This window comes from Streptomyces sp. TAA204 (assembly GCF_000424965.1).
Genome location: NZ_AUKW01000003.1, coordinates 361,951 through 387,885, shown reverse-complemented (window position 1 = coordinate 387,885; position 25,935 = coordinate 361,951). Strand labels below are relative to the sequence as shown.

The following is a 25,935-nucleotide window of genomic DNA, read 5'->3' as shown; positions in this document are numbered from 1 at the left end:
CCGGGCCCGTTTCCGAGCCCGAGCCCGAGAAGCGTTACGCGGCGGTCCTGAAGCGGTCCAGTTCGCCGTGCGGGTCCAGCACGTACTTGCGGCTGGCTCCCTTGTCGAACTCGGCGTAGCCGCGCGGGGCGTCCTCCAGGGAGATCACCTGAGCGTGGACGGCCTTCGCGATCTGCACGCGGTCGTGGAGGATCGCCATGGCGAGCTGCCGGTGGTACTTCATCACGGGGCACTGGCCGGTGGTGAAGCTGTGGCTCTTGGCCCAGCCCAGGCCGAGGCGCACCTTGAGCGATCCGGTCTGTGCGTCGTTGTCGACGCCGCCGGGGTCCTCGGTGACGTACAGGCCGGGGATGCCGAGGGAGGCGCCCGCCCTGCTGACCTGCATCAGTGTGTTGAGGACGGTGGCGGGGGCCTCACCGGCGTCCTTGCCGTGGCCCCGCGCCTCGAAGCCGACGGCGTCGACGGCCGCGTCCACCTCCGGTTCTCCGATCAGGTCCTCGATCTGGTCCTCGGGGGCTCCGCGCGTGAGGTCGACCGTCTCGCAGCCGAAGGAACGTGCCTGTGCGAGCCGCTCGGGGTTGAGGTCGCCGACGATGACGACCGCGGCGCCCAGGAGCTGCGCAGATGCCGCCGCCGCGAGACCGACCGGCCCGGCGCCCGCGATGTAGACGGTGCTGCCCACACCCACACCGGCGCTGACGCAGCCGTGGTAGCCGGTGGGGAAGATGTCCGAGAGCATCGTCAGGTCCAGCAGCTTCTCCCGGGCCTGGTCGCGGTCGCGGAATCGCAGCAGGTTGAAGTCCGCGTACGGCACCATCACGTACTCGGCCTGGCCGCCGACCCAGCCGCCCATGTCCACGTACCCGTAGGCCGACCCGGGGCGGGCGGGGTTGACGTTGAGGCAGATGGCGGTCTTGCGCTCCTTGCAGTTGCGGCAGCGTCCGCAGGCGATGTTGAAGGGGACCGAGACGATGTCGCCGTTCTCGACGAACTCGACGTCCGGGCCCCTCTCGACCACCTCGCCCGTGATCTCGTGGCCGAGCACGAGGTCGGAGGGGGCGGTCGTGCGGCCGCGCACCATGTGCTGGTCGCTGCCGCAGATGTTGCTCGCGAGGACCTTGACGATCACTCCGTGGCGGCAGTGGCGGCCCACGTTCCGGGGGTCCACTCCGGGACCGTCGTGCACTTCCAGGTCGGGATAGCCGATCGACTGCACTTCGACGACGCCGGGTTCGACGTAGGCCACGGCCCTGTTTCCAGTCATGTAACTGTCCCTCCGACCACGCACATGGATGCCATCGTCCCTTTTGTGGCAGTTTGGGGTACAGGTGGGCGCCCTGCCAGCCCGGACCCGGAAGACCCCCGCGACCTGCGCGGACGCGGTGGATGCGGTCGGCAAGGGCCCGGAGCGGACCGGCTGAGGAGTGGACCGGCTAAGGGGCGGGCTGACAGCGCGGGCACCACACCGTTCCCCGTCCGGCGACGCGTCCCCGGCACAGCTCCGTGCCGCAGCGCGGGCACCGGGCGTCAGGGGCGTCACGGTGCCCGGTCAGCCAGGACGCGCGGGGCGGTACGCAGTGGGCCCGCAGCGACGAGCGCAGCACGCGGCGCATGTCCGTGTACAGCCGGGACCGCTCGTCGCCGGTGAGCTCACGGGCCTTGCGGGCCGGGTGGAGCCGTGCGCGCCAGAGGATCTCGTCGGCGAGCAGATTGCCGATCCCCGCCAGTACGGACTGGTCCGTGAGGGCGGACTTGAGGCCGCCGCGGCGCGGGGAGAGCAGCTCGCCGAACTCGCCAGGACCGACCGCCGCCGCGTCGGGGCCCTGTCTTTCCAGGGTGCGGGCGAGTGCCGCCTCGTCGGCCAGCCAGAGTCCCTTGAGCTTGCGCTGGTCGCGGTAGCGGAGCTGGCGGTCGCGGTTCACCGTGAGGACGACCCGGTCGTGGACGTGCGTCTCGTCGGCGGGGCGGCAGCACAGCAGGCCGCCGGTCATGCCGAAGTGCAGCAGCAGCGCGGGGCCGTCGGTGCGGGCGATCAGCCACTTCCCGTGCCGGCCGGGCTCCTTGAAGCGGCGGCCCTCCAGCTCCCGGCGCAGGCGCCGCGCGCTCACACCGTGCAGGACGTCCGTGTCGTACACCTCGACGTGCCGGATGAGCCTGCCGCGGGCGCAGGAGTCCAGAACCTCGCGGAAGCCTTCCACATCGGGCAGTTCGGGCATCCTTCTCGACCGCCAATCCTCGGTGCCGTGGCGGCAGGTGGGCCGGTGCGGTCCGCGGTCTCTTCCGAGCGTATCGGCGGCCGGTGCCTCCGGCATGCGGGGCACGGGCGGGTGCGGACGGGCGGGCGGGCCGACCGGGCGCGGGCGCGGCCGGGGAGGAGCGCTTGCCGGCGGAGACGGACGCGGCCGGGACCACCGGCTCGCGGAAGGGGGACGCAGAAGGGGCACGCGGGAGATGCACGCGCCCAGGAAGAGCGGAACAGCCCGACCGCCGGTGTGCGGAAGGGCTGATCCGGCTCACCGGCTCCGCTGCGGGCTCTCGCGTCCCGTGCCGGCACAGGGAGTCGGGCCTCAAGTGGCCGTGACGTCGAGCGCGGACGAACGCTCGTCAACGCTCACGGTCTGCCGGCGCCTGCGCGACGCGGGGCGGGCGTGATGTCGCTCGAGAGGAGCGACAACGGTGGTGCAGAACCTGTCGACTGCCTGATCGACACTGCGGATGAAGCCGGACTCCGCGTTGCCGCGGCTGCCTCCCATCCCCTTGAAGAGGGAAAGCCGGAAGCCGACGATCTGGGCACCCTCCTTCGGGAGGATGTCTCCAGGCTCGGGCCGCAGCCTCTCCAGGGTGCCCCGCGGTCCGGCGGCCCCGCCTGACACGAGTGTTTCCACATGTACATCGGCAGGGGCATCGGCCAGTTGCCGGACCAGACGTTTGGCCCAGGTGAGCGGATAGCCCTGCTCGGGAGCCGGCAGGTCGATCGACGTGCGCAGCTTGCCCGTCCGCAGATCAGCCGTGAGGGCGAGGACGCCCCGCATGCCCTCGATGCGGAACTCGGCGTAGAGGCAGCCCCGTTCGCAGAGCCGGTCGGCCAGGGCAGCGCGGCGCGCAATGGGGTCCTTGCTGCGCGTACCGCGCTGAACAGGCAGGACCTTCAAGCCGAGTTCACCGCCAAGACGCAGGCAGACCTGCCTGACCAGACGTTCCCAGCTCTCCACGACCTCCGTGGCCCGCGGGTCACCTCGGCTGAGGGTCTCTTCGTCGATCCCGTTGCGGACCGGCACCCAGGCGGGACCCATGTTCTGGAAGCCGTGACAGCCGGAGTTGTCGTGCCGCAAGTAGTGCAGCAACTCCTGGAGCAGCCAGGCGTGGGCGGCGTTGCTCACCCCTTCATGAAGGATGAGCATCTGAGCCTGGTGTGCCACTTCCGCCCAGGACAGATGCCACACCGAGACCTTGTGCTTCCGGCGTCCGTCGCTGCGGACGTCGACCATCGGGCACCCGTCCAGTGCGACATCGTTGGACAGCGTGATCATCGCCTCGTACCCACGCCTGGCGGCGATGTCGACGTAGTCCTGCACCTGCTGGGGGCGGAGTGGGGTGCCGTTCGTCTTCGTCTCGACGAGAGCGGTCCACAGTTTGCCCGCTCTCTCCACCCGTATCACGCCGTCCGGGCGCTGGGGCGAGTCACCGCTGGGGAGCGAGACCTCGACGAAGGTCTCCATACGGCCGGCCGGGGCGCCGAAAGCGGCGGTGAGCCGGCGTCCGAACTCCGGCACCTGGGCCATCACCGACAGGAGCACGGAAGTCGCCCGGGTCTCCCGCTCCCGGTCGCTCTTCAGCGAGGAGACGGGAAAAAGACGCGCGGGACGCCAGGCGTCGTTCTCCGCGAGGGTCCTCTTCCCGGTCTTCGGCAGTGTGATCTTCTTCCGCGCCGTGCGTGGCCGCCCGGCTGGCCGCCTCTTCGACTCCGGTGACGGCGATTCACGCGCCGGCGCGGCGGGAGCGGGGATCGTGACCGACAGTTCGGTGACCGTGGTCTCACGTACCTCCACGGTCATCGCTGTGGGTTCCGGGGTCGTACGGACTTGTGGTGGTGCTTCCGCCTCATCGTTCTCGTCGTCGTCGACGTCGATGCCGAAGTCGGTCGCCAGTCCCGCCAGGCCGCTTTCGTACCCCTGCCCGACTGCCCGGAACTTCCACTGCTCTCCCCGTCGGTAGAGCTCCCCGAAGACGAAGGCGCTCTCCGCGGCGGCGTCCGTGATGGAGAAGCCGAGCAGCCGCTCACCCGTACGGTCGGTCAACGTCAGCCGTAGATCGTCCAGTTCACCGAACTGCGCACCCCCGTACCGGCTGGCCGCCACGATGACGTGCGCGACGTCCGGCTGCATCGCACTGAGATCCAGGCTGATGCGGTCCTCGCTGCCGTCGTCGGTCGGTGTCTTGCCGAGGACCTGCACACTCCCGTCGGGAGCGCTCGGGTTGTTGTAGAAGAAGAAGTCCGAGTCCCCACGAACTCTTCCGTCGGCTCCGAGTAACAGCACGGAGACGTCGGCGTCCCCGTCGCCCGCGTCGCTGCTCCAACTCAGCCCGACCCTGACCGAGTCGGTGTTCTCACTCAACGTCGCCAGACCGATGTTGGCGCCTTTGACCATCTCGTGCATACGGCCCCCAGAATGCACCGCCGCTCCGGGAACACCCGCACGGCATGTCCTTTGTGCGTCAATTCATCGCACTGAGTGCGTGGATGAACATTAGCGCCCGGATCACACTCTTGACATGGAGCGGGGCGAATCAGCCCGGATGTTCCGCCGCCGCGTCAGTTGCCGCCACGTCAGTTGAGGACGCCGCTCGGCCGACGGCCCCCGGTGGCGTCGGCCGAGGTGTACCTCGCGGCCGACGCGGCGGCGTGCCTCTGCGGCCTTCCCGCCGAGCCCAGGGCGCCCAGCAGGAAGCCGGCGGGAATGCTGACCAGGCCCGGGGAGTGCAGGGGGAAGAGGCTCCAGTCGGCGTACGGCACCAGCGCGTCCGGGGTGCCCGAGACGGCCGGGGAGAGGGCCAGCAGCACGACGGTGACCAGCGTGCCGCCGTACACGCACCAGCGCAGACCGCGGAGTGTGAAGCGCCGCCACGTCAGGCCGTAGGCGAGGGCGGGCAGCACCACCGTGGCGGCCTCGGTGAAGGTGAGGGTCAGCCAGAACTGCGCGTCGGCGCCGCGGCCCGCGACCGCGAGGGCGACGCAGACGGCGCCGACGAGGATCAGGACGGACCGCGCCCGCAGGTGCCCGTGCGCGGAGCGGTGGCCGTCCGGGGAAGCCCGGTCACGGCCCATGTCGTGGACGATCGCGGCGGAGCCGGCCAGCAGCAGCACCGAGGCGGAGGCCAGCACGGTGAGGAAGGCCGCACAGGAGATGAAGGTCAGCAGAACGCCCGGGGCGTCGCGGCCGGTGGGGTCGCTGCCGTCGAGGGCGGCGGCGAGGAGCAGCAGGTTGTTGCCTCCCTGCGGCCCGGCCTCGCTCAGCCCTGCGGCGCCGACGATCGCCTGCATGCCGTATCCCAGGACCGCGGCGGCGACGCACAGGAGGCAGCTGGTCACGACCGCCCAACTGGTGGCGCGCCGGGCGCCCTCCGCCGTGGGTGCCGTCGACAGGCGCATCACCAGATGCGGCACGAACGCCGTACCCGCCAGGATGGTCAGGGCGAGGCTGAGGGTGTCGATCCGTCCGGTCAGGCCGGTGCCGAACAGCTGCCCGGGTGCGAGATATGCGTCGCCGGCGCCGCTTCCCCGCGCGGCCTGGGAGAGCACCTCGCCGTAGTCCCAGTCGAACTGGGCGAGCACCAGCACCACCAGCAGCGGGGCGATCAGCAGGAACGCGATTGTCTTGCCGATCTGGAGCAGCGTGGAGCCGCGTACGCCCGCCATGGCGGCGCAGCACAGCATGAGCACGCCGACCAGCACGATGCACACGATCTCGCCGCTCTCGCTCGTAAGTCCCATCAGCGCGGCGGTGATCTGCCCGATCGGGACGAGTTGTGCGACCAGAAGCGGGACGGAGACCATGAGCGTCGCCGCGCCGGCGGCCCGGCGCGCGGGTCCGACGGGCAGGCGGCGTGCGAGGACGTCGCCCAGGGACCAGCCGGGCCCCTCGGGCAGCCGTTCGGCCAGCCACACCTTCAGCAGCAGCGGAGAGAGGGCGGCGGCGACGACGAGCAGGACTCCGTCGTAGGAGGCGACGGCGACGACGCCGCAGAAGTAGAGCACACCCGCCGCGGAGATGAAGTCCCCTGTCAGGGCGAGACCTCGGCGGAGCGGACCGCCCGGGGGCTGCTCCGTGTAGAAGTCGTCCCCGCCCTCGTTCAGGTCCGGGCTGGTCAGCATGGAGACGAAGAGGCAGCCGGCGACGAAGACGAGGAAGAGGGAGATGGCTGTGGCGCGGTCGCCCGCGAGTGCGCTCACAGCGCCGCCCTCTCTCCGAACGCCCTTGAGCGGTCGAAGGCGCTGAACGGGGCGCCGCCGGGGCCGCCCCGGGCGTGTCCGTCCGTGCCGGTCGCCGTGCCGGATTCCGTGCCGGATTCGGTGCCGCCCAACGCGCCGTTGTGGCCTTCCCGTTCGCGCCTCGACACCCGCCGCGCCAGCGGGTCGACGTGCCGCCGGGCCCGGCGGTCGTGGAGGAGGACCCCCAGGAAGATCACCACCACCTGCGCGGCGCCGGCGAGTTCACCGACCTGAAAAGTGGTGCCCACCGGGCTGGTCAGCAGCTGCGGTACGAAGCAGGAGGCGAGGGCGTACAGCAGGAAGCTGCCGAGCACGGAGCCGACTCCCCTGCGGATCAGGCTGCGCCGTTCGGCGCCGAGGGCTTCGCCGGTGGAGCCTGAGTGTGTCCGCGGTGCCCGGCGGTGGTGGTGAGAGGCGGTGCCGGGTCGACGGCGCACAGTCAAGAGAGCTCCAGCGAGGGTTGCGGCAGCAGCCTGACGCACCGGGGGGCTCGGGGAGGCTGCGCGAAATGCCAGTGAGTTACCAGTGGTTACTGACGGTTCGCCGGATTCTAGGGCGACGGAAGGTGATCAGCCAAGGGCTGTGTGTGAAGGGGCCGGTGAAGGTACGGTGCGCGGGCGTCACACGCTCTTCGGCCCCGGGGTCCTCGGCCTGCGGCAGGCGGCAGGCGGTCGGGCCCGCGGCCCGTGCCCGCGGCTCGTGTCCACGCCCCGGGGCCCGGCCTCCTTTCGCTACGCCCGTACGTGCTGCCCCTTGCCCAGGGCCACGATGCCCTCGTCCGAGAGGGTGCAGTACTCGGCGTCCTGCTCGCTGTTCACGCCGACCGTGGCGCCGGAGGGCACGACCACGTTCTTGTCGAGGATCGCCTGCCGCACCACCGCCCCGCGCCCGACCCGTACTCCGGGGAGCAGCACCGCGCCCTGCACGACCGCGCCTTCCTCGACCACCACCCCGGGCGCCAGGACCGACCCCGTCACCTGCCCCGCGATGATGCCGCCCGCGCTGACCATCGACTCGCTCGCGATGCCGCCGGCGACGAACTTGGCCGGGGGCAGCTGCGCCTGGTTGGTGAAGATCGGCCAGTCGCGGTTGTAGAGGTTGAAGACGGGTTCCGTCGAGATCAGGTCCATGTGGGCGTCGTAGTAGGCGTCGAGGGTTCCCACGTCCCGCCAGTAGCCGTGGTCGCGTTCGGTCTCGCCGGGCACCTCGTTGTCGTCGAAGTCGTAGACCTGGGCCTGTCCGCGTGCGGTGAGCATCGGCAGGATGCTGCCGCCCATGTCGTGCACGGAGTCCTGGTCCTTCGCGTCCTCTCGCAGCGCGTCGAGGAGGACCTGCGTGGAGAAGATGTAGTTGCCCATCGACGCGAACACGTGCTCGGGGTCGTCGGCCAGTACGGGCGGGTCGGCCGGCTTCTCCAGGAACTCGCTGATCCTCTGGCTCCGCGGCTCCGTACTGATCACCCCGAAGGACTCCGCCTGTTCACGCGGGACCTTGATTCCGGCGACGGTCACGCCCGCGCCGCCGTCGATGTGCCGGCGCAGCATCTGCCGCGGGTCCATGCGGTAGACGTGGTCCGCCCCGAACACGACGACATAGTCGGGCTGTTCGTCGTGGATGAGGTTGAGGGACTGGTAGATGGCGTCCGCGCTGCCCATGAACCAGCGGGGGCCCAGCCGCTGTTGCGCGGGTACGGGCGTGACGTAGTCGCCCTGCAGCCCGGTCAGACGCCAGGTCGTGGAGATGTGCCGGTCCAGCGAGTGCGACTTGTACTGGGTGAGCACACAGATCCGCGTCACTCCGCCGTTGACGAGGTTGGACAGCACGAAGTCCACCAGCCGGTAGACACCCCCGAAGGGCACCGCCGGCTTGGCGCGGTCCGCGGTGAGCGGCATCAGCCGCTTGCCCTCGCCGCCCGCCAGCACGATGCCCAGCACACGTGGTCCTGCCGCCATCCCGACACCTCCGCTGTTCTGTTCACCGCCGGGCGCCTGCCCGGCAGTCGTTCACGCCGTCACCCCACCACGCCGGTACCGCACTGCTCGTACACGGCACGCCGCGCTCACCGGCGTCGCGGTCCGGCGTCGCGGACAGTAGCCACACCCCAGATCCCGTAAACCCCTTGTACGCCTGATCGCGGAGCGGCAAACGTCACCGCCCGCGCGGGACTGCACAGAGGCGGGGGTCGCGAAGACGCTGCTGCCGCGCGAGACTGCGCGCTCAAGGGGCACGGGGCGACGCGCAACCCGCGGCACCGGACGGTGCGCGCCGCACGGCACCGCGCAGAGCGGGAGCGCGCAGGGCGAGGAGGACGGATGAGCGGGGCGGCCGAGGAGAGGGGACGCGTGCTCGTGGTCGACGACGACGCCGCGATCCGCCGTTCACTGCGGCGCGGACTGCGCCTGAACGGCTTCGCCGTCGACCTCGCCGAGGGCGGACACAGCGCTCTCTCCCGCGTACGCCGGCAGCCCGCCGACGTCGTCGTACTGGACATCTCCATGCCCGGCCTCGACGGCATCCAGGTGTGCCGCACACTGCGCGAGGACGGCAACGACGTACCGGTACTGATGCTCTCCGCGCGCGACGAGACCGCCGACCGGATCGCCGGGCTCCAGGCGGGCGGGGACGACTACCTGATCAAACCGTTCGCGCTCCAGGAGTTGGTGCTGCGCCTCGACGCGCTGCTGCGCAGGCGTGTCCCGGTGGCGGGGACGGCCGGTGCGGGGGCCGGCGACGCCGTCTCGGATCCGTCCGGGTCCGGGAGCCCGCCGGGTGCGGGGGCCGCCGCCGAAGCGGGCACCGTATGTGCCGGCGGCCTCGCCATGAACCCCGCGACGCGGGAAGTGCACCGCGACGGTGAGCCGTTGCAGCTCACCCGCCGCGAGTTCGAACTGCTCCTCGTCCTCGCCCGTAACGCGGGCATCGTGCTGACCAGGGACCAACTGCTGGAGCGTGTCTGGGGCTACGACTTCGAGGTGCGCACCGACGCCGTCGACACCTTCGTCAGCTATCTGCGGCGCAAGACCGAGAGCGGCGGCAGGCCCCGGCTGCTGCACACCGTGCGGGGCGTGGGCTTCGTGCTGCGCGAGGAGAAGTGGGGGAGAGAGAGGTGAGGATGAAGCTCTCCACCCGGATCGCCCTGGCCGTCGGCGTCGTTGTGCCCCTGCTCGTGCTCGCGTCCGGCTGGCTGCTGTTCACGCTCGTCGCCCGCGACATCCACGCGGAGCAGGACGCGCATCTGCGTGAACGGGCCGTCGCGGCGGAGGCGGACGCCCGCCGGCTGCTGCGGGTCAGCGCGGCCGACCGTCCCGCCGCCGAGCAGCTGCGCGAACGGCAGCTGTACAAGTCGGCTCTCGACGTGGGCATCCGCGTCACCGGTCGGTTCGGCACCGTCTCCGGCGGTCCGCAGCCCGATGAGGCCACGCCGCTGCCGCGCTCCGCACCGGACCCGGTCACCGTCCGCGAGCGGGGCAGCGGCGTGACCGAGGGGCTGCCGGGAAAGCAGCGCGTGAAGAGCTGGCGTGTGCTCTCCCTGGACGTGGAGGGCAGGCGGCCCGGCGTGGAGGGCACGCTGTGGCTGTTCTCCCCGGACACCACGGGAGCGGCCCGACTCGCCTTCGTGCGCGACCGCGTGGTCGTCGTCGCGCTCGTCGCCGCGCCGGTGTCCGGGCTGCTCGCCTGGGCCGCGGCGTCCCGCGCCAGCCGTCCGCTGCGCAGGCTCCAGCAGCGCACCAGCGGCCTCGACCCCCGATCGGACACCTCCCGGCTCGACCACGCACCCACCCGGATCACCGAGGTCGACGACCTCGCCGAGACCCTGCGTACCGTGCTCGCACGCTACGACGAGCAGGCCGCCCGTACGGCCCAGGCGCTGGCCACGGCCCGCTCCTTCTCATCAGCGGCGGCACACGAGCTGCGCACGCCGCTGATGAGCATGCAGACCAACCTGGAGATCCTCACCGCACATCCCGAACTGGCGGGCGGCGAACGGGAGGAGGTGCTGGAGGATCTCCAGCAGGAACACAGCCGGCTGCTGGGTCTGCTGGTGATGCTCAGGGAGCTGGGACAGGGCGACCTCGTCGAGGCGGAGGCGTTCGGGCCGCTGGATCTGTCCGACGTGGTCGAGGCGTCCGCGGCGGACGCCCGCCGTCGCGACCCCACGGCCGACATCGCCGTCGGCGGCGCCGGGTCCGCCTTCCCCGGGCCGTCCGCGCAGGACATGACCGGGGAGGGCATGACCGGGCAGGGCATGACCGGGGAGGGCATATACGGGCAGGGCATGACCGTGCACGGCTGGGAGCCGGGGCTGCGCTCCCTGCTCGACAACCTCCTCGCCAACGCCCTCGCCCACGGACGCGGCGACGAAGGACGTGCCCGCGTCGAGGTCGGCCTGCGAGGGGAGACCTCACCGGCGGGCCCGATCGCCGTACTCACCGTCGACGACCACGGGCCGGGCATACCCGCACAGCGCCGGGCTGCCGTCTTCCGGCGCTTCCAGCGCGGGACGGGCAGCACCGGCTCGGGACTCGGGCTCACCCTCGTCGCTCAGCAGGCCGCGCTGCACCGGGCGACCGTCGAGATCATGGACCGCCCGGCCGGCGGCAGCGGTACACGCGTCGAGGTACGTGTGCCGCTCGCGCACCGCGAAGGGCCCGCAGCCGGGCCGCGTCTGCCGGCGGAGCGCGACTGGCTGATCGGAACTGTCTCCGGTCCACAGGGAATTCACAAAGACGGTCTCTAGCGTCCCAGGCCGCGCGGTCGATCCGACTCGTGCTGTGCCACAGAGGTAAGGAGACATCTCGTGAGGAAGCTCAAGGCCACCACCGTCGCACTCTCCACCGTCGCCGCGCTGCTCGCCACGGGCGGCGCCGCCACCGCCGTCGCCACGGCGGGCGACGACGCGGCTCCCGCGTCGGCCGAGGCCGGCCGGGCGGACGCGTCGCAGAAGCAGGGCCCGAAGAAGGACGGTGCCAAGAAGCTCTGCAAGCGCGCCCCGAAGATCGACAAGAAGATCGACCGCGTGCTGCGCAGGATCGACGGGGACGCGAAGAAGCGTGGCTCCCTCGACAGGCTCGAGAAGCGCATCGACAACGCGAAGAAGGAAGGCCACGACACCGTCGCGGGCTTCCTCGAGGAGCGCCTCAAGGACCGGCGTGCGCTCGGGCCCAGGCTCAAGGACCGCAAGAAGGGCCTGGCCAAGGTCGAGGCCTGGTGCGAGAAGCAGTACAAGCCGAAGGACGAGGACAAGAGCGAGGGCGAGAACGGAGGCAGCAGCGAGAGCTGACGGCCTCCCGGACGCCCGGTGCGGGACCGTGCCGCGCGGGTGGCCGCACGAGTGCCGCGGCGTGACGGGCGTCCGGTGGGCTCCTCCGCATCACGGGGGCGGGAGAGCCCACCGGTCCGCCTGCCGTCACCTCAGGCGGTGTCCGGGAGGCTCCCCCGGGACCGTCCCGGCAGACCCGACCGCCCCGACCGCTCCGGCAGCCCCGAAGACCCCGGCCGCAGAAGGACGCGAGCGGCCGAAGTGCCCAGCCCTGTGGGGATGTCGACGCGCTGCCGCGTGCCGCCGTGGAGACGCCGCAGGTCCTCCTCGCGGTAGCGGCGGCAGCCCTCGTGCCAGGTCATGATGCCGCTCAGCCAGTTCTCCAGGTCCCTCACATAGCCGTCAAGGGTGCTGCGGGCCTGAGGCGGCAGGTCGAAGTCGTCGTAGAGAACGGGAAGTTCGTGCGCGACGACGTGCTGGAACTGGTTCATGCGCGACGTCATCAGGTCGTGCACGACGGCGAGACCGGCGGCGTAGTCGCAGTCGAAGAAGTTCTGCACGACGAGAATGCAGTTGTGCACCTCGCCCTCGTACTCGATCTCCTTCTGGTACGAGAAGACGTCGTTGGTCAGGGCGGCGTAGTCGGCGGCGGCGTTCTCCAGCGAACGCATCGGCCCGCTGGCGTAGATCTCCTGCGGGATCTGCTCGCCGTGCGAGAGACGGCACAGGCTCATCGTCAGGTCGGACCCGAAGGTCATCCGCCGCATCTCGATGTAGTCGACGGGGTCGGGGATGCGGTTCTGCGCCTGGTTGGCCAACTCCCAGAGCCAGCTCGTGGTCATGTCCTCGATGGACCGGCGCAGGGCACTGCGGCCCTCCGGGGTCATCGGACCCGCCGTACGGGCCCACAGGTCGGCGAGTGAGCGCTCCAGTGCGTCGGCGGGCGGCGGCGTCGCGGTGCCTTCGAGGGGCATGAAGGCGGGGAGCCGCTCGGTGGCGGCCTTGGCGCCCGCCAGGTCCCGTGTACGTCCGTAGACCTCCGGGTAGTAGTCGTCGCCGTACGTTCCCCACGCCAGCCAGCCGGAACTGAGGTCGAGTCCGGCGGGCGAGGCGTCGGGGTGGATGCCCGCGGCGCACAGCGGCAGGTCGATGTCGAGAAGCCTGCGCTCGTCCCACACGTGCGAGAAGGGCACCCCCGGCTGCGGCTGGAGGATGCCCATGCGGTGCGCCCACTCCACGAGGTTCCGCCGGGCACCGTCCAGGTGCGGGCTGAGCCGCGTGGTGAACGGCATGTGGAAGTCGGGCAGCCGGGAGGGCCCGACGCGCCTGTACGGCACGTGGGTGAAGGCGCGGGCCCGTGCCGTCTCGGCACGTACGGTCGTCGGCGCGGCCGGCCTGCCCGGGTACGCGGCGGACGAGCCCAGCCCGGTCGGCCGCAGCGGGACTGACAGCGGGGCGGAGGGCGCCACCGGCGTCTCCTCACCCCCCACGGCTCTGCCTGCCCCGCCGGCTGAGGTGCCCCCGCCGACTCCGCAGCCCCGGCTGACCCCGCCGGCCGCGCCGACCGCGTCTGCCTCACCGGCCCGGCCGTCCTCGCGGGCCGCGCCGCCCCCGGCGCCCCCGTTCATGTAGCGGCTGGAGCGCATGTGCCATTCGTGGCCGCCCGACTGCCAGTCCTGCAGCCCTTTGACATAGCCGAGCACGCGCGCGCAGGAGGACGGGTCCAGGCCCTTCTCGGCGAGCAGCGGCGGGAGTTCGGTGAGTGCGGTGTTCTCGAACTGCTGGAGCCGCGAGGTGAGCAGGTCGTTGACGGCCTCCGCCGCCTCCTGCGTCGTACATCCCAGGAACGTCTCCAGGACGAGCACGCCGTTGCTGTTCTCCCCTTCGTCCTCGACCTCCCGCTGGTACGAGAAGAGGTCGTTGCGCAGGTGCACGCCGTCGGAGAAGGCGTCGCGGAGCACGCACATCGGGCGTGAGTCCGCGATGGACGCGGGCACCTCGGCGCGGGCCACGTACTCCACGAGCCCCGCCGACCAGGGGGCGCCGCCCACCTTTCGCCGCATCTCGATGTACTCGACGGGGTTGGGGACGCGGTGTGCGTTGATGTTGGAGAGTTCCCAGAGGGACTCGTTCAGCAGGTTCCTGGTGCTCTCGGCGAAGCGGGCCCGCCAGGCGGCGGACATGCTGGGGACGGTACGGGCCCACAGGTCGGCCAGACCGGCCTCGACGGGGTTGGCCGGTTCGGGCGTGCCCTCCGCCGGGTCCAGAGGCATGAACGCCGGAAGCCGGTCCAGGTACGCCTTGCCGCCCTCGCGGTCCTGGGAGCGTTTGAAGGTCTCCAGGAAGTGGTCGTCGAAGAAGAAGACCCACACGTACCAGTCCGTGACGAGGCACAGGTCGGGGGCCGAGGCGTCGGGGTGGGTGCAGGCGCAGAGCAGGGCGTAGTCGTGGGCTTGGAGGTCGCTGAGTTCCCAGATGCCGGAGCCCTCCAGCATGCCCGTCTCGCGGGCCCATCGCGTGGAGTGCTCGCGGGCCTCCCGCAGATGCGGGTTGAGCCGCGCGGGATACGGCATGTAGAAGTCCGGCAGTTCAAAGGGCTGTGTCACTGGTGTCCGGCCTTTCCCGAATCGCCCCTGCGGCACGGCGGTCGAGCAGGCGGCAGCCCAGGCGCGTACCGCTGTTCCTGACGCTGTGCCACCCGGTCGGCTCAGCACTACCCGGGCCCTGTGGGCCCTATCCGCCCCCGAAAACAGTCATACAAGCACACCTCAGGGCTGGGCTTCACCGCTCTCAACTGGCCTTTTCCGTACGGGACTCGGACCGGACTCGGACTTCACGACGACCGCGCCGTTGCTCTCACGGGGTTCTATACACGCGGTGTATACATGACGTGTATAGTCGGCGCGGCGATCAAGCCCCAACAGGAACGCGGAAGGGCAGGACATGTACGGCAAGGCATTCGCGCCCGAATACCAGGGCGCCCTCGGCTCGCTGTCGGTCAACTCCTCACTGGCCGACGTACTCGCCCGCGGACAGAAGCAGCTGCGCTCCGCACAGCGCGCCGGGAGCGCGGCCGAGGAGGCCCGGTGCGGACTCGCCGTCGCCGAGGCGCACCGGCGGCTGGGCAACGTGGAAGAGGCCGGGACGGCCTGGAAGGCGAGCTACCGCACGGCGCGCGCCGCGGACGACCCCGCCGCGATGGCATGGGCCGCCTGGAGCGGCGGCACGCTCGCACGCCAGTGCGGCGCGATGACACTGGCCCGGCGGCTGCTCGCCCTCGCCGCCGAACTGGGCGAACGCGCCGGCAGCGTACTCGCCCGCGGTTACGCCCTCGCGGGCCTGGCCGAGACCGGCCGTATCCAGGGCGACTACGAGGCGGTCGACGCCCTGCACGAACGGCTGCTCGCCGAGGCGCGGGAACGCGGCGAGGCACGCCACACGGTGTGGGCCCTCGAAGGCATCGCACAGATGCGGCGCAACTCCGGGGACCACGACTCGGCACTCGCGATGTTCGAGGAGGCCGCCGAGATCGCCGGACAGGCCGACGACCACCGGGGACGGGCCTGGGCGCTGCGCGGCGTCGCCGACCTTCTCTCCGTACGGGACGGCGACACCGAACGCGCGCTCGCCCTGCTGTCCGAGGCCGCCGGACTCTGCCGCGCCATGGACCTGCGGTCGGCCCTGGCCTACAACCACAAGATGCGCGCCAACGTCCTCTACCGCGCCGGCCGTCACGCGGCGGCCCGGGAGGTGTACGAGGACGCGCTGGCCCGGTTCCGGGACATCGGTGAGCCGCGGGGCGAGGCACTCTCCCGGCTCGGCCTGGTCAAGTCCCGCGCGCGGCTGGGCCGCGCGCCCGCCCGTACGTCCGCCGAACTCGAGGAGCTGCGCGGAGAGCTGGAGTCGATCGGCCTGCACCACGCACACCGTCTCGTCGACGACGCCCGCGCGGAGCTCGGCGTCGCAGTGCCCACCGCGACCACCGCGCCCACCGCGCCCGCCGCCTCACAGCACGGCACGGGCGGAGCGCTGGCCGCCTGAGCGGGTGCCGCGACGCGCACGGCTCCCGTGGCCGGGCCCTCGCGGCAGGGCTCCCGCGAAGGAGCCCCCGGCGTCTCTCACAACAGGGCTCTCGCGAAAGGGCGTTCAGGAAGGGCGTTCAGGAAGGGGCTCTCACGGCGGGGCCTGCCCACGGGCCCGGTGTTCCGCCAGCAGCTCCGGAAGGTCGGAGAGCCGGTCCAGCCCGCCGACCGCCCGGGCCGTCCGGTGGTTGTGCGACAGGCGCTCCCGGTGCCGTTCCAGGAAGGCCCAGTAGCCCACGGTGTAGGGGCACGCGTGCTCGCCCGTACGCTCGGTCGGCCGGTACGCGCACGGGCCGCACATGTCGCTCATCCTGCGGATGTACGCGCCGCCCGTGGTGTAGGGCTTGGTCGTCATCCGGCCGCCGTCCGCGTACTGCGACATCCCGATGACGTTCGGCAGCATCACCCAGTCGTAGCCGTCGACGAAGCAGCGGTGGAACCAGTCGGTGACCGCGGCCGGTTCCCAGCCGTCCTGCAGGGCGCGCGAGCCGAGCACCATCAGCCGGGGAATGTGGTGCGTCCACCCGGTGTCGCGCACCTGGGCGAGGACGGTGGAGAGGCAGCGTGCGGTGACGGCGTCCGCGTCGAGTCCGAGGAACCAGTCCGGCAGCGGCGCGGTGTGGCGCAGCGCGTTGCTGTCGCGGTACTCCTCGCCGAAGTGCCAGTACAGGTGCCACACGTACTCGCGCCAGCCCGCGATCTGACGCACGAAACCCTCGACGCTGTTGAGCGGCGCCTCGCCCCGGCGCCAGGCACGCTCCGCCCGCTCCACGCACTCGGCCGGGTCCAGCAGCCCCAGATTGAGCGGAGCCGACAGCAGGCTGTGGCTGAGCACGGGGTCCGCGGCGAGCATCGCGTCCTCGTACGGGCCGAAGTCCGCGAGCCGGTGCCCGAGGAAGTGCCGCAGCGCCGCGAGCGCTTCACGCCGGGTGGCGGGGAACCGGCGGGGGCCGTCCCGTCCCACGAAGGAGACCTCGCCGTCGCGCTCCCATCGGTCCAGGTCCGCGCGGACCTCTTCGTCGACGCTGTCCTCCGAGGGCCGCCACGGCTCCGGAACGTCCAGGACCGACGCCTGCCGCGGCGGAGGCTCGCGGTTGTCGCGGTCGAGATTCCAGCGTCCGCCCGCGGGGGCGTCCCCCTCCATCAGCACGCCGTGCCTGCGGCGTACCTCGCGGTAGAAGTCCTCCAGCCGCGTCGCGGCGCCGGAGCCGGCTCCGGCGGCCCAGTGCTCGAAGTCACGGTGCGGCACCATGAAACCGCGCGCGGGCAGCACTCGCACCCCTTCGAGGCTTCCGACCAGGTCCCGCGCCCGTCGGGACGTGGGGTGGCAGACCGTCACCTCGCGGGACGGGGCCGCCTCGCGCAGGCCCTCGCGGTACGTCTCCGCCCGCACATAGGTCACCCGGTCGCCCAGTTCCGCGGCCCGGTGGCGCATGGCGGAGAGCACGAGATGGGCCTTCGCACGGTGGAATGACCGCCGGCGCAGCACGGAACGCGCCTCGATCATCACGACGGGGGCGTCGCGGTCCGGCCCGTCCTTCCCCGGACGGAGGAAGTGCGGGCCCAGCTGATCACCGAAGAGCCAGTGCGTACGGGCGTTCATGGCGGACGGCTCCACTGCGAGGAGAGAAATCAGCGGTGGCGGGAAGGCGGGAGGCATGAGGACGCGAAGAAGGCGACGAATCAGTACCGCTCAAAGTAGGCGGAACCGACCGGGCCCGAGTACGCGGCACGCCACAGGGACCGCAGGTCACACGGCGCTCCTCACCGTCCCGCCGGAACTGACGCACCGCCGGCCCGGTCCGTCGGAAGGCGAGTTTGCGAGCCGTGGCCGCGCGATTACAGTGATGCCGATGCCCCTCCCCTCCCCACGCCCCGCTCAGGCGTCCCGTCGGTCACGGTCTTTCCTGGAGGTCCGGTGAGACAGCAGACGGAGCAGCCGAACTCGACTCGTGCCCCACTCCCCGCGGCCGTAGCCCCGGCGCAGCCGGACACGAGACCGCCCGAGGCCGACAGCGGCCACCGGAGCGGCGCGGCGGCGAAGCCCGAGAAGCCCGCACAGCGTGATCCGTTCTTCGACAACGCGAAGTATCTGGCGATCGTGCTCGTGGCGCTGGGTCACGCGTGGGAGCCGCTGAGGGCGGACTCGCGTGCCGCGGGAGCCCTCTACGTCTTCGTCTACACCTTCCACATGCCGGCGTTCATGGTGATCTCCGGCTACTTCTCACGGGGCTTCACGGGCAAGCCCCACCAGCTCAAGCGGCTGGTGACGGGGATCGCCGTCCCGTACGTGCTCTTCGAGGTCGCCTACACCCTCTTCAAGCGCTGGGCGGACGACGACCCGGGCTATCCCATCAGCCTGCTCGACCCGTGGTATCTGACCTGGTTCCTCGGGGCGCTGTTCATCTGGCGGCTGACCACGCCGCTGTGGAACGCCGTTCGCTGGCCCGTGCCCCTCGCGCTGGCCATCGCCGTGCTCGCCTCGATCTCCCCCGACATCGGCGACGACCTGGACCTGCAACGCGTCCTGCAGTTCCTCCCGTTCTTCGTCATCGGGCTCTTCCTCAAGACGGAGCACTTCGACCTCGTACGCAGCCGCAACGCCCGGCTGATGTCCCTGCCCGTGATGCTGGTCTCGCTCGTCTTCGCGTACTGGGCGGTCGAGCGGATGAACGCCGAGTGGTTCTACCACCGCGACAGCGCCCAGGAATTGGGCGCACCCTGGTGGGTCGGCGTCATCATGACGTTCGCGCTCTTCGGCTGCTCGATGCTGCTCACCGCGTGCTTCCTGGCCTGGGTGCCGCGCCGCCACATGTGGTTCACCGCGCTGGGCGCCGGCACGCTCTACGGCTACCTGCTGCACGGCTTCTTCGCCAAGGGCTCCCGCTTCTGGGACTGGTACGAGGCGGACTGGGTGCACACCCCCCTGGGCGCCATCGGTGTCACGGCCATCGCGGCAGCGGTGATCACCGTCTTCTGCACGGCTCCGGTGCGCCGTGCGTTCCGCTTCTCCATGGAGCCGAGAATGAACTGGGCCTTCCGCGACGACCCGGCAGCGGAACGGCGCCGGATGGAGAGCAAGTAGCACCCGTACGGCTCACCGGCGACGGCGCTCCGGTCACGGCACGCCGGCCACGGCCGACGGGAAGGTTCACGGCGGGGCCCGGACCAACAGCGGTCCGGGCCCCGCCTCTTGACGTCCGTCCTGCCCCGGCAGCCGCACGCAGCGGACTGCGCCGCACTCGTTCCCAGCCGGCCCCGCGCCCGCTAGCTTTCCGGTACGACATGTCCGCAACCCGGACACGGATCGCACAAGGCCGCCCAGTGCCGCCTCCCGCCGCACGCACCGGAAGGACCCCGACAGTGCACGTACCGCCTCCGACGACCGACCTCCCCCCGCGCGGCCCCGCCCGCCGGGCGCGGACACGCCGGTCCCTCGCCGCGTTCGCGGCGGCCGTGACCGCCGCCCCGCTGCTCCTCACCGCCGCGGCCTCTCCCTCCGCGGCCGCTCCAGCCACAACGGGCACCGCCGCACCGGCACCGGCCCCGTCACCGGCCTCTGCGGCCGACGGCGCCGCCGGGGAGGGCGGGAAGCTGGCGAAGAAGCTGGTCCGCCGGACGGGCGCCGCGGGCGCCCTGCGGCACATGCGGGTCATGCAGGCCGTCGCCCGTGCAGGCGACGGACACCGCGCGGCCGGATCGCGCGGACACGAACTGTCCGCCAAGTACGCGGGCGCCGTGCTGAAGGCCGCCGGGTACGAAGTCACCTTCCAGAACTTCGACTTCATCTACCGCGAGACCCTCGCCGAGGAGCTAACGATCCGCACGCCGGACGAGCGTGAGCTTCCCGTCAAGGTGATGACGTACACGAAGAGCACTCCCGAGGGCGGCACCGAGGCCGCCGTGGCGGCGGTCCCGGTGGACGAGGACGGCACCACCGGATGCACGGCGGGGGACTACGCCTCCGGTGACTTCGACGGCCGAATCGCACTGATCCGGCGCGGCGGCTGCACCTTCGCCGAGAAGCAGGCAGCGGCGGCCGAAGCCGGCGCCGTGGCCGCGGTGATCTACAACAACGAGGACGGCGCGCTCGAGGGAACCCTGGAGGACCCCGCCAACGGACGCATCCCGACGGGCGGCATCAGCAAGGAGGACGGCGAGGCACTGGCGGCGGAGGCCGAGGCGGGCGAAGTCACCGCGAACGTGGAGCTGCGTGAGCTCCAGGAGGAGCGCAGCACCCCCAATGTCATCGCGGAGACCCCCGGCGGCGACCCCGGCAACGTGGTGATGCTCGGCGCCCACCTCGACTCCGTGGACAAGGGCCCCGGCATCAACGACAACGCGTCGGGATCGGCGGGAATCATCGAGACGGCGCTCCAGTTCGCCAAGGCGGGCGGCACCAGGGGTGACAGCGGCAACAAGGTGCGCTTCGCCCTGTGGACGGCTGAAGAGGTCGGGCTGCGCGGCGCCGAGCACTACGTCTCCGAACTCTCCGGCGCCGAACGCGACAAGATCGCGCTCTACCTCAACTTCGACATGATCGCTTCCCCGAACTACGGCCTGTTCGTCCACGACGGTGACGACTCCGACGGCGAGGGCGCGGGCCCCGGCCCCGAGGGCTCGGCCCAACTGGAGCGCGACATCGTCGACTTCATCGCCTCGCGCGGGGAGGAGTCACGCGGCGCGGACTTCGACGGACGCTCCGACTACGGACCCTTCATCGAGGCGGGCATCCCCGCCGGAGGCTCCAAGACGGGCGCCGAGGGCATCAAGTCCGAGGAGGAGCAGCAGCTTTGGGGCGGCGAGGCCGGCGCGGCGTACGACGGCTGCTACCACCAGGAGTGCGACGACCTCGGCAACATCGACGAGAAGGCGCTCGACCTGAACGTCAAGGTGATCGCGAACGCGGTCGGCCGCTACTCACGGGACGTCAGCGACCTGCCCTGACGGCCCCGCGGCACCCCCGCGCCCCTCGACGGCGCTCCGGCGTACGGTGCCCGCCCGCGCGTGACTCCTCGTCCCCCTCGCGCGGCGCGGGCACCGTACGCGTGAGCGCTCGGCACGGAACGCGCGCTCGGCAAGCGCTTCACCCGGCCGCGCCATACGACAGGCCGTGCCCTCGCCCGGGGCCGTGGCCGGCAACGGCCCCGGGCGAGGGCACGGCAGGCGACAAGAGCCACAGGAGGCTGCGCCCGGAGCGGCTGGCCCGGTAGGCTTTCCGTGTGATCTTCAAGCGAATCGGAAACGGGCGGCCGTACCCCGACCACGGCCGGGAAAGCACCCGCCAGTGGGCGGATGTCGCCCCACGCCCGGTGCGCCTGGACCAGCTCGTCACCACGAAGGGCCAGCTCGATCTCGAGACGCTGCTCGCCGAGGACTCGACCTTCTACGGGGACTTGTTCGCGCACGTCGTGAAGTGGGGCGGGGACCTCTATCTGGAGGACGGCCTGCACCGTGCCGTGCGGGCCGCTCTCCAGCAGCGACAAGTGCTGCACGCCCGCGTGCTGGAACTGGACTGAAAACGTCCGCTTTTCACTAGCCCTTTCAGGGTCGGCACGCCACAATCACTGATCATCTAGTAGGCATTGCGTTCATATCGCATTACGCTGCGCTCATGAGCATGCTGACTCCCCCCGGCATGGGCGGAAAGTACCGAATCACGGGAAATCGCTATCCCCGCATGCGCCGCCCCCGCAGCCGCCGCAGAATCGTGCTCGCGTCGATCACAACCGTTTGCGCCCTCGGTGTCTCGGGGTGGGGAACGCTCCAACTCATCGACATCTTCTCGGGCGGCACCCCCGCCAGCGCCTCCAGCGACCACGCCAGGGGCGGGGACTGCGAACCGGGCACGAAGCCGGGGAGCGCGGCGGACGAGAAGGGGCAGAACACTCAGGCCGGCAGCGTGGGCAAGGACGTGAAGCTGCCCGACCCGGACTCCATCAAGGTCAACGTCCTCAACTCCACCGACCGCAGCGGCCTGGCCAAGTCCACGGCGGACGCACTGAAGAAGCGCGGCTTCAGGATCGGCGAGGTCGCCAACGCCCCGGAGGAGTTCAGCAAGAAGGTCAAGACCGAAGGCGTACTGCTCGGCGCCCCCGGCGAGGACGGCGACGCGCGCCTGAAGGTGCTGGGCACCCAGTTCAAGGACACCGACACCCGCTTCGACGACCGCAAGGGCGACGACGTCGACCTGATCGTCGGCGAGGGCTACGAGAAGCTGGTCAAGGAGAAGGAAGCCGACGCCGCTCTCACGGCACTGTCGGACCCCGCCCCGTCCCCCTCCACAAGCCGCTGCGCGGACTGACGGCGCACGCCGCGTCCCGCGACAGGCCGGGCGCCACGCAGGACGCCGGGCGCCGCTCCCACGGCGGACCGGGCGGGCTCGCTCAGCCCGCCGTCCCGTACATCCGGTCTCCCGCGTCACCGAGACCGGGGACGATGTAGCCGTTCTCGTTGAGCCGCTCGTCTATCGAGGCCGTCACCACCGTCACCGGGGCCCCCGCCAGCTCGCGCTCCATCGTCTCGACGCCCTCCGGGGCGGCGAGCAGGCAGATCGCCGTCACATCGTCCGCGCCGCGCCGGATCAGCTCGCCGATCGCCGCGACGAGCGTCCCGCCGGTGGCCAGCATCGGGTCCAGCACATACACCTGACGTCCGGACAGGTCGTCCGGCATCCGGTTCGCGTACGTGGACGCCTGCAGCGTCTGCTCGTCCCGGATCATGCCGAGAAAACCCACCTCGGCGGTTGGCAGCAGCCGCACCATCCCGTCCAGCATGCCCAGGCCGGCACGCAGGATCGGCACCACCAGGGGGCGGGGATACGACAGGCGCACGCCGGTGGTGTCGGTCACCGGTGTGCGGATGTCGACGTTGTCGGTGCGCACGTCTCTGGTCGCCTCGTACGCGAGCAGGGTCACCAACTCGTCGGCCAGGCGCCGGAAAGTCGGCGAGTCGGTGCGCTCGTCGCGCAGTGTCGAAAGCTTGTGCGCCACCAGTGGGTGGTCGACGGCATGGATCCGCATGACCCGACAGTATCCGAGCGCCCGTCGAGCTCGAATGGCGTACCCCCGCGCAGCGAGGGAAGGTGGGGAGGTATGCCGGAGGTGTACACATGCCTGACCCGCTCGACCCGGGAAACGCCGGGAACATCCCCGCTGTGAGCGACGCGGGCCACACCCGCGCCCGCGAGATCAGCGCCGCACGCAGGGCCGCGCGGAGCAGCGGCGGCCCCACCGAGGGGCGCGCTTCCCGCGCTCCGGACGACGCACAATCCCGTACGGCCGGCGGTGCCGACACGGACCGCCTGCGCCGGCGTGCGCGCTTCCTGCGGGAGCGCAACGAGGCGAAGGAACTCCGTGAGCGCGTGCAACCCCGCCGTGCACGCAGCGCGCGCATGCGGCAGGCGCTGTTCATGCGCACCTTCCGCTGGTGACCGGGCGGCCTGCCTGTCCGGCGGCCCGACGGCCGTACGTCCGCCGGACGGGCACCGGCCGAAGTGCCGCGGAGACGGGAGGCATCAGGCGGGGAGACGGGAGGCGGAGAGGCGTCGGCCGGTGAGCGGCCACGCGGCACCGGGGCAAACCGCAACACGTGGTGATGAAAAAATCACTCTGCGTCCGTTCTGGCGGGTCCTGGGGCGAGATCTGCACAAACACCCGCACGACGCACTGTCGAAGACCCTTCGCACAGCGCCGGTTTCTGCCACGATTCCGATGGGGCGGGGCGAAGTCCTCGTCAGCAGCCATCGGGCACCTCAGATACCAGTGGGAGAGTCACGGTGTATTTCGCCGCACTGCTCGCGCGCACCGAAGACGGGTGGGAAGCGAGCGACACGGAGCTCGACGATGTGGAAACCCTGGCCGACCTGGCCGACCTGGCCCGTGAAGCCTCGACCGACGACGAGCCGGTGCTGGCCTGCATCGAGCAGGAGGGTGCGTGGTTCGGAGTCGTGAGGGTCGAGGGCGAGGAGGACCCGCGCGTCTTCGTCTCGGACGCCGCCGCTGCCATGCGCAGCTCGTACGGCGAGATCCTGCTCTCCGACGAACTGCTCGGCCGCGAACCGGAGAACATGGATGCGCTGGAGCAGCTCGTCGACCTCGACGGCACGGAGGACGGCGAGCCGGAAGCGAAGGAGGTCTCCCCCGGGGGAGACGACGCGGAGGGAACGCCGGACAGCGCACCCCCCGGCCCCATCGGGGACGCGCGTGTTCTCGCGGACCTCGGCATGGAGGACAAGATCCTGCTCTCGCTCGCCCCGGAGGACGCGCTGAGCGAGATCGCCGACGCGCTGGGCTGCACGGACGTGCTGGAGGCCGTGCGGTAGTCCGGCAGTCCGCGCGCGGTAGGACACTGGCTGCATGAACGACGCCTCCCCCGTGCCCGACCCCGTCCGCGACCGCTGGAGGGCGCCGATGCGCCGCGCCCTCGAGGAGGCCGTACGGGCACGGGGGACGGGCGACGTACCGGTGGGCGCCGTGGTCCTCGGCCCGGACGGAACGGTCCTCGGCCTCGGCCACAACGCCCGTGAGGCGAGCGGCGATCCGACAGCACACGCGGAGGTCGTCGCCATCCGCGCGGCGGCCGGCACGCTCCACGACGAGTGGCGGCTGCACGGCTGCACCCTGCTGGTCACCCTGGAGCCCTGCACGATGTGCGCGGGCGCGGTCGTGCTCGCCCGCCTGGACCGCCTCGTCTACGGGGCACGGGACACCAAGGCGGGTGCGGCGGGCTCGTTGTGGGACGTCGTACGGGACCGGCGCCTCAACCACCGGCCGGAGGTGATCTCCGGCGTACTCGCCGACGAATGCGGGTCCCTGCTCACGGACTTCTTCCGGGGCTCTCCCGGCGAGCGCTGACGCACGCAAGCACGTCCGGCCTCTTGCGGACGTCCCCTCCGGATTTCGGCCCACGGCACCCGTTGGGCTAGAGTTCCTCTCGGTAGCGTGTCCGAGCGGCCGAAGGAGCTCGCCTCGAAAGCGAGTGAGGGGCAACCCTCCGTGGGTTCAAATCCCACCGCTACCGCAGGTCGGAAGGGCCGGATCCCCTCGGGGGGTCCGGCCCTTCCGCGTGCTCCGCCCCGGCTCTTGTCCCCTCTGCCTCGCGGACGGCGGCAGCGACCTCGGCCGGGATCCGGCCGAGGTGCTGCTACTGCGGGCTCAGCTCTCGACCGGCCACTCCAGCGGCTTCTTGCTGAAGCCCCGGCTCAGTTCGACGGAGGCTGCCTTCTGGCCCTCGGGTATGAGGAAGGCGGTGCAGGTCTTCTCCGACTGCCCTGCGCTCAGCTTCTTGTCGGTGTCGGTCGCCGGGCAGTTCGGCCACTTGGCGTCGCCCAGGATGACGATGAGAGCTTTGGTGCGCTCACCCTTGTCCGTCTTGACGACCAGCTTGTCGTCCATCTCGCCGACTTCCATTGCCCTGCCGCTCTTGTGGGTGAAGGTCGCCCACACGTACACGGGGACCTTGGGGTCCTCGTCCTTGTCCTTCTTCAGGCCGGAGCTTTCCATGTCGGCTTTCGTCCCGGTCTGCGCCTTCGTGGGCGTGACCGTGAATTCGGCGCCCTTGGACTTCTGCATGGTGCTTTCCTGCGGCGGGCTGGCCTCCCCCAAACGGTAGGCCGTTCTGCCGTCCGACGACTTGGAACCGGAGCCGGCTTCGGAGCCGGAGGAGTGGGAGCCGGCGTCGTCGCGGTTCTTCTTCGACGAGCCCGAGTCGTTGCATCCGGCCAGCGTCACAGCCAGCGCCAGGGCGCCCACCGCTGCCGGGACAGCACGAGTCCACGTGCGCATGTCTTCTCACTTTCCCCGTTGAGTTGTTGTTCCCGTGGCCCGGCGCGGCGGCTGGTCCCCCGCGGCCGGGCGTTCAGGCGCATGATCCTGCCAGAGCGGAAAGGCCCGCTCGCGGGAGGGGTCGGTCCGCGGCAGCGTGCCCACCAGCGCGTCAGCGGACCGTCCACGCCCCTGACGCTCACGACGGTGACGCGGCGGGCCGGGGCCCGGGGCGAGCGCTCACGCGTGCGCGGAGGCCGGGCTCTCGCCGCCGGAGCGGCCGCCGAGACGCCGGCCCGGACGCCGGCCAGGACGCTGCGGCGGCGCGGGCGCCGAGGG

The 25,935-nt window shown here is 71.3% G+C and carries 21 protein-coding genes and 1 tRNA gene; 12 read left to right on the top strand and 10 right to left on the bottom strand.

Translation table 11 applies throughout. The annotated features are described in order from the left end of the window. Positions 1–34: 34 nt before the first annotated feature. The 6 genes from fdhA to glgC all read right to left on the bottom strand — a co-directional run bounded on the left by fdhA (position 35) and on the right by glgC (position 8,442). Positions 35–1,264: a formaldehyde dehydrogenase, glutathione-independent gene (gene fdhA / locus H343_RS0107380; RefSeq protein WP_028430614.1), complete on the bottom strand. Its 1,230-nt coding sequence runs from the start codon at positions 1,262–1,264 to the stop codon at positions 35–37. A 169-nt stretch (positions 1,265–1,433) separates the two neighbouring features. After that, positions 1,434–2,216, bottom strand: coding sequence for a DNA-formamidopyrimidine glycosylase family protein (locus H343_RS0107375; protein ID WP_028430613.1), 783 nt, complete (start codon positions 2,214–2,216; stop codon positions 1,434–1,436). A 351-nt stretch (positions 2,217–2,567) separates the two neighbouring features. Then, positions 2,568–4,658, bottom strand: a complete 2,091-nt coding sequence (locus tag H343_RS0107370) for a TerD family protein (protein ID WP_028430612.1) — start codon at positions 4,656–4,658, stop codon at positions 2,568–2,570. Between the two features lie 170 nt (positions 4,659–4,828). Continuing rightward, complete coding sequence (locus H343_RS29380) at positions 4,829–6,451, bottom strand: sodium:solute symporter family transporter (protein WP_051264690.1); 1,623 nt, start codon at positions 6,449–6,451, stop codon at positions 4,829–4,831. Next, entirely contained in the window at positions 6,448–6,927 is a 480-nt protein-coding gene (locus H343_RS33505; protein WP_051264688.1) for a DUF485 domain-containing protein, read from the bottom strand. The genes H343_RS29380 and H343_RS33505 overlap by 4 nt, the downstream gene beginning before the upstream one ends. Before the next feature lie 294 nt (positions 6,928–7,221). Beyond that, positions 7,222–8,442, bottom strand: coding sequence for a glucose-1-phosphate adenylyltransferase (glgC, locus tag H343_RS0107355; RefSeq protein ID WP_037902728.1), 1,221 nt, complete (start codon positions 8,440–8,442; stop codon positions 7,222–7,224). Positions 8,443–8,802: 360 nt separating this feature from the next. Between glgC and H343_RS0107350 the strand changes: the two genes are divergently transcribed. From H343_RS0107350 to H343_RS0107340, 3 genes are read left to right on the top strand one after another with little or no spacing between them, the layout of a single operon-like run. Then, on the top strand, positions 8,803–9,600 hold the full coding sequence (locus H343_RS0107350; protein ID WP_028430610.1) for a response regulator transcription factor: 798 nt from the start codon (positions 8,803–8,805) through the stop codon (positions 9,598–9,600). 2 nt (positions 9,601–9,602) lie between these two features. Continuing rightward, a complete protein-coding gene (locus H343_RS0107345; protein ID WP_028430609.1) occupies positions 9,603–11,228 on the top strand; it encodes a sensor histidine kinase in 1,626 nt (541 codons plus the stop codon). A 60-nt stretch (positions 11,229–11,288) separates the two neighbouring features. Then, positions 11,289–11,771 carry a hypothetical protein gene (locus H343_RS0107340; RefSeq protein ID WP_028430608.1) on the top strand — a complete coding sequence of 161 codons (483 nt, stop codon included), beginning with the start codon at positions 11,289–11,291 and terminating at the stop codon, positions 11,769–11,771. A gap of 131 nt (positions 11,772–11,902) precedes the next feature. Here H343_RS0107340 and H343_RS35825 read toward each other — a convergent pair whose 3' ends face one another. Next, on the bottom strand, positions 11,903–14,356 hold the full coding sequence (locus H343_RS35825) for a terpene synthase family protein (protein ID WP_486586814.1): 2,454 nt from the start codon (positions 14,354–14,356) through the stop codon (positions 11,903–11,905). Positions 14,357–14,693: 337 nt separating this feature from the next. On the opposite strand from H343_RS35825, the gene H343_RS29365 reads away from it, so the two are divergent. Further along, positions 14,694–15,791 (top strand): tetratricopeptide repeat protein, encoded by a 1,098-nt coding sequence (locus H343_RS29365; RefSeq protein WP_051264686.1) that lies wholly within the window; start codon positions 14,694–14,696, stop codon positions 15,789–15,791. Positions 15,792–15,923: 132 nt separating this feature from the next. Here the strand turns inward: H343_RS29365 and H343_RS0107325 are convergent, their stop codons facing one another. Next, positions 15,924–17,435, bottom strand: a complete 1,512-nt coding sequence (locus H343_RS0107325; protein WP_028430607.1) for a cryptochrome/photolyase family protein — start codon at positions 17,433–17,435, stop codon at positions 15,924–15,926. A gap of 315 nt (positions 17,436–17,750) precedes the next feature. Here H343_RS0107325 and H343_RS29360 point away from each other — a divergent pair, with 315 nt between their 5' ends. The 4 genes from H343_RS29360 (at position 17,751) to H343_RS0107305 (ending at position 22,136) form a co-directional block, all read left to right on the top strand. After that, positions 17,751–18,917: an acyltransferase family protein gene (locus tag H343_RS29360; protein ID WP_037902726.1), complete on the top strand. Its 1,167-nt coding sequence runs from the start codon at positions 17,751–17,753 to the stop codon at positions 18,915–18,917. Between the two features lie 278 nt (positions 18,918–19,195). Further along, positions 19,196–20,779: a M28 family metallopeptidase gene (locus H343_RS29355; RefSeq protein ID WP_051264685.1), complete on the top strand. Its 1,584-nt coding sequence runs from the start codon at positions 19,196–19,198 to the stop codon at positions 20,777–20,779. Between the two features lie 275 nt (positions 20,780–21,054). Then, positions 21,055–21,351 (top strand): type II toxin-antitoxin system VapB family antitoxin, encoded by a 297-nt coding sequence (locus H343_RS0107310; protein WP_028430606.1) that lies wholly within the window; start codon positions 21,055–21,057, stop codon positions 21,349–21,351. 95 nt (positions 21,352–21,446) lie between these two features. Beyond that, a complete protein-coding gene (locus H343_RS0107305; RefSeq protein WP_078505128.1) occupies positions 21,447–22,136 on the top strand; it encodes a LytR C-terminal domain-containing protein in 690 nt (229 codons plus the stop codon). Between the two features lie 82 nt (positions 22,137–22,218). Here H343_RS0107305 and upp read toward each other — a convergent pair whose 3' ends face one another. Beyond that, positions 22,219–22,854 (bottom strand): uracil phosphoribosyltransferase, encoded by a 636-nt coding sequence (gene upp / locus H343_RS0107300; protein ID WP_028430604.1) that lies wholly within the window; start codon positions 22,852–22,854, stop codon positions 22,219–22,221. A 167-nt stretch (positions 22,855–23,021) separates the two neighbouring features. Between upp and H343_RS29350 the strand changes: the two genes are divergently transcribed. From H343_RS29350 to H343_RS0107280, 4 genes are all read left to right on the top strand, one after another. After that, entirely contained in the window at positions 23,022–23,264 is a 243-nt protein-coding gene (locus H343_RS29350; RefSeq protein ID WP_078505217.1) for a hypothetical protein, read from the top strand. A 345-nt stretch (positions 23,265–23,609) separates the two neighbouring features. Beyond that, a complete protein-coding gene (locus H343_RS0107290; protein ID WP_028430603.1) occupies positions 23,610–24,155 on the top strand; it encodes a tRNA adenosine deaminase-associated protein in 546 nt (181 codons plus the stop codon). A 34-nt stretch (positions 24,156–24,189) separates the two neighbouring features. Further along, entirely contained in the window at positions 24,190–24,687 is a 498-nt protein-coding gene (gene tadA / locus H343_RS0107285) for a tRNA adenosine(34) deaminase TadA (RefSeq protein ID WP_028430602.1), read from the top strand. An 81-nt stretch (positions 24,688–24,768) separates the two neighbouring features. Next, a tRNA-Ser gene (locus tag H343_RS0107280) sits at positions 24,769–24,853 on the top strand. A 134-nt stretch (positions 24,854–24,987) separates the two neighbouring features. Here the strand turns inward: H343_RS0107280 and H343_RS0107275 are convergent. Beyond that, positions 24,988–25,617 carry a hypothetical protein gene (locus tag H343_RS0107275; protein WP_028430601.1) on the bottom strand — a complete coding sequence of 210 codons (630 nt, stop codon included), beginning with the start codon at positions 25,615–25,617 and terminating at the stop codon, positions 24,988–24,990. Positions 25,618–25,935: the final 318 nt, after the last annotated feature.

Coding starts and splice junctions, on each gene's coding strand:
- fdhA (WP_028430614.1), bottom strand. CDS start 1,264: ATGACTGGAAACAGGGCCGTGGCCTACGTCGAACCCGGCGTCGTCGAA.
- H343_RS0107375 (WP_028430613.1), bottom strand. CDS start 2,216: ATGCCCGAACTGCCCGATGTGGAAGGCTTCCGCGAGGTTCTGGACTCC.
- H343_RS0107370 (WP_028430612.1), bottom strand. CDS start 4,658: ATGCACGAGATGGTCAAAGGCGCCAACATCGGTCTGGCGACGTTGAGT.
- glgC (WP_037902728.1), bottom strand. CDS start 8,442: ATGGCGGCAGGACCACGTGTGCTGGGCATCGTGCTGGCGGGCGGCGAG.
- H343_RS0107350 (WP_028430610.1), top strand. CDS start 8,803: ATGAGCGGGGCGGCCGAGGAGAGGGGACGCGTGCTCGTGGTCGACGAC.
- H343_RS0107345 (WP_028430609.1), top strand. CDS start 9,603: ATGAAGCTCTCCACCCGGATCGCCCTGGCCGTCGGCGTCGTTGTGCCC.
- H343_RS29365 (WP_051264686.1), top strand. CDS start 14,694: ATGTACGGCAAGGCATTCGCGCCCGAATACCAGGGCGCCCTCGGCTCG.
- H343_RS0107325 (WP_028430607.1), bottom strand. CDS start 17,435: ATGAACGCCCGTACGCACTGGCTCTTCGGTGATCAGCTGGGCCCGCAC.
- H343_RS0107305 (WP_078505128.1), top strand. CDS start 21,447: ATGAGCATGCTGACTCCCCCCGGCATGGGCGGAAAGTACCGAATCACG.
- upp (WP_028430604.1), bottom strand. CDS start 22,854: ATGCGGATCCATGCCGTCGACCACCCACTGGTGGCGCACAAGCTTTCG.
- tadA (WP_028430602.1), top strand. CDS start 24,190: ATGAACGACGCCTCCCCCGTGCCCGACCCCGTCCGCGACCGCTGGAGG.
- H343_RS0107275 (WP_028430601.1), bottom strand. CDS start 25,617: ATGCGCACGTGGACTCGTGCTGTCCCGGCAGCGGTGGGCGCCCTGGCG.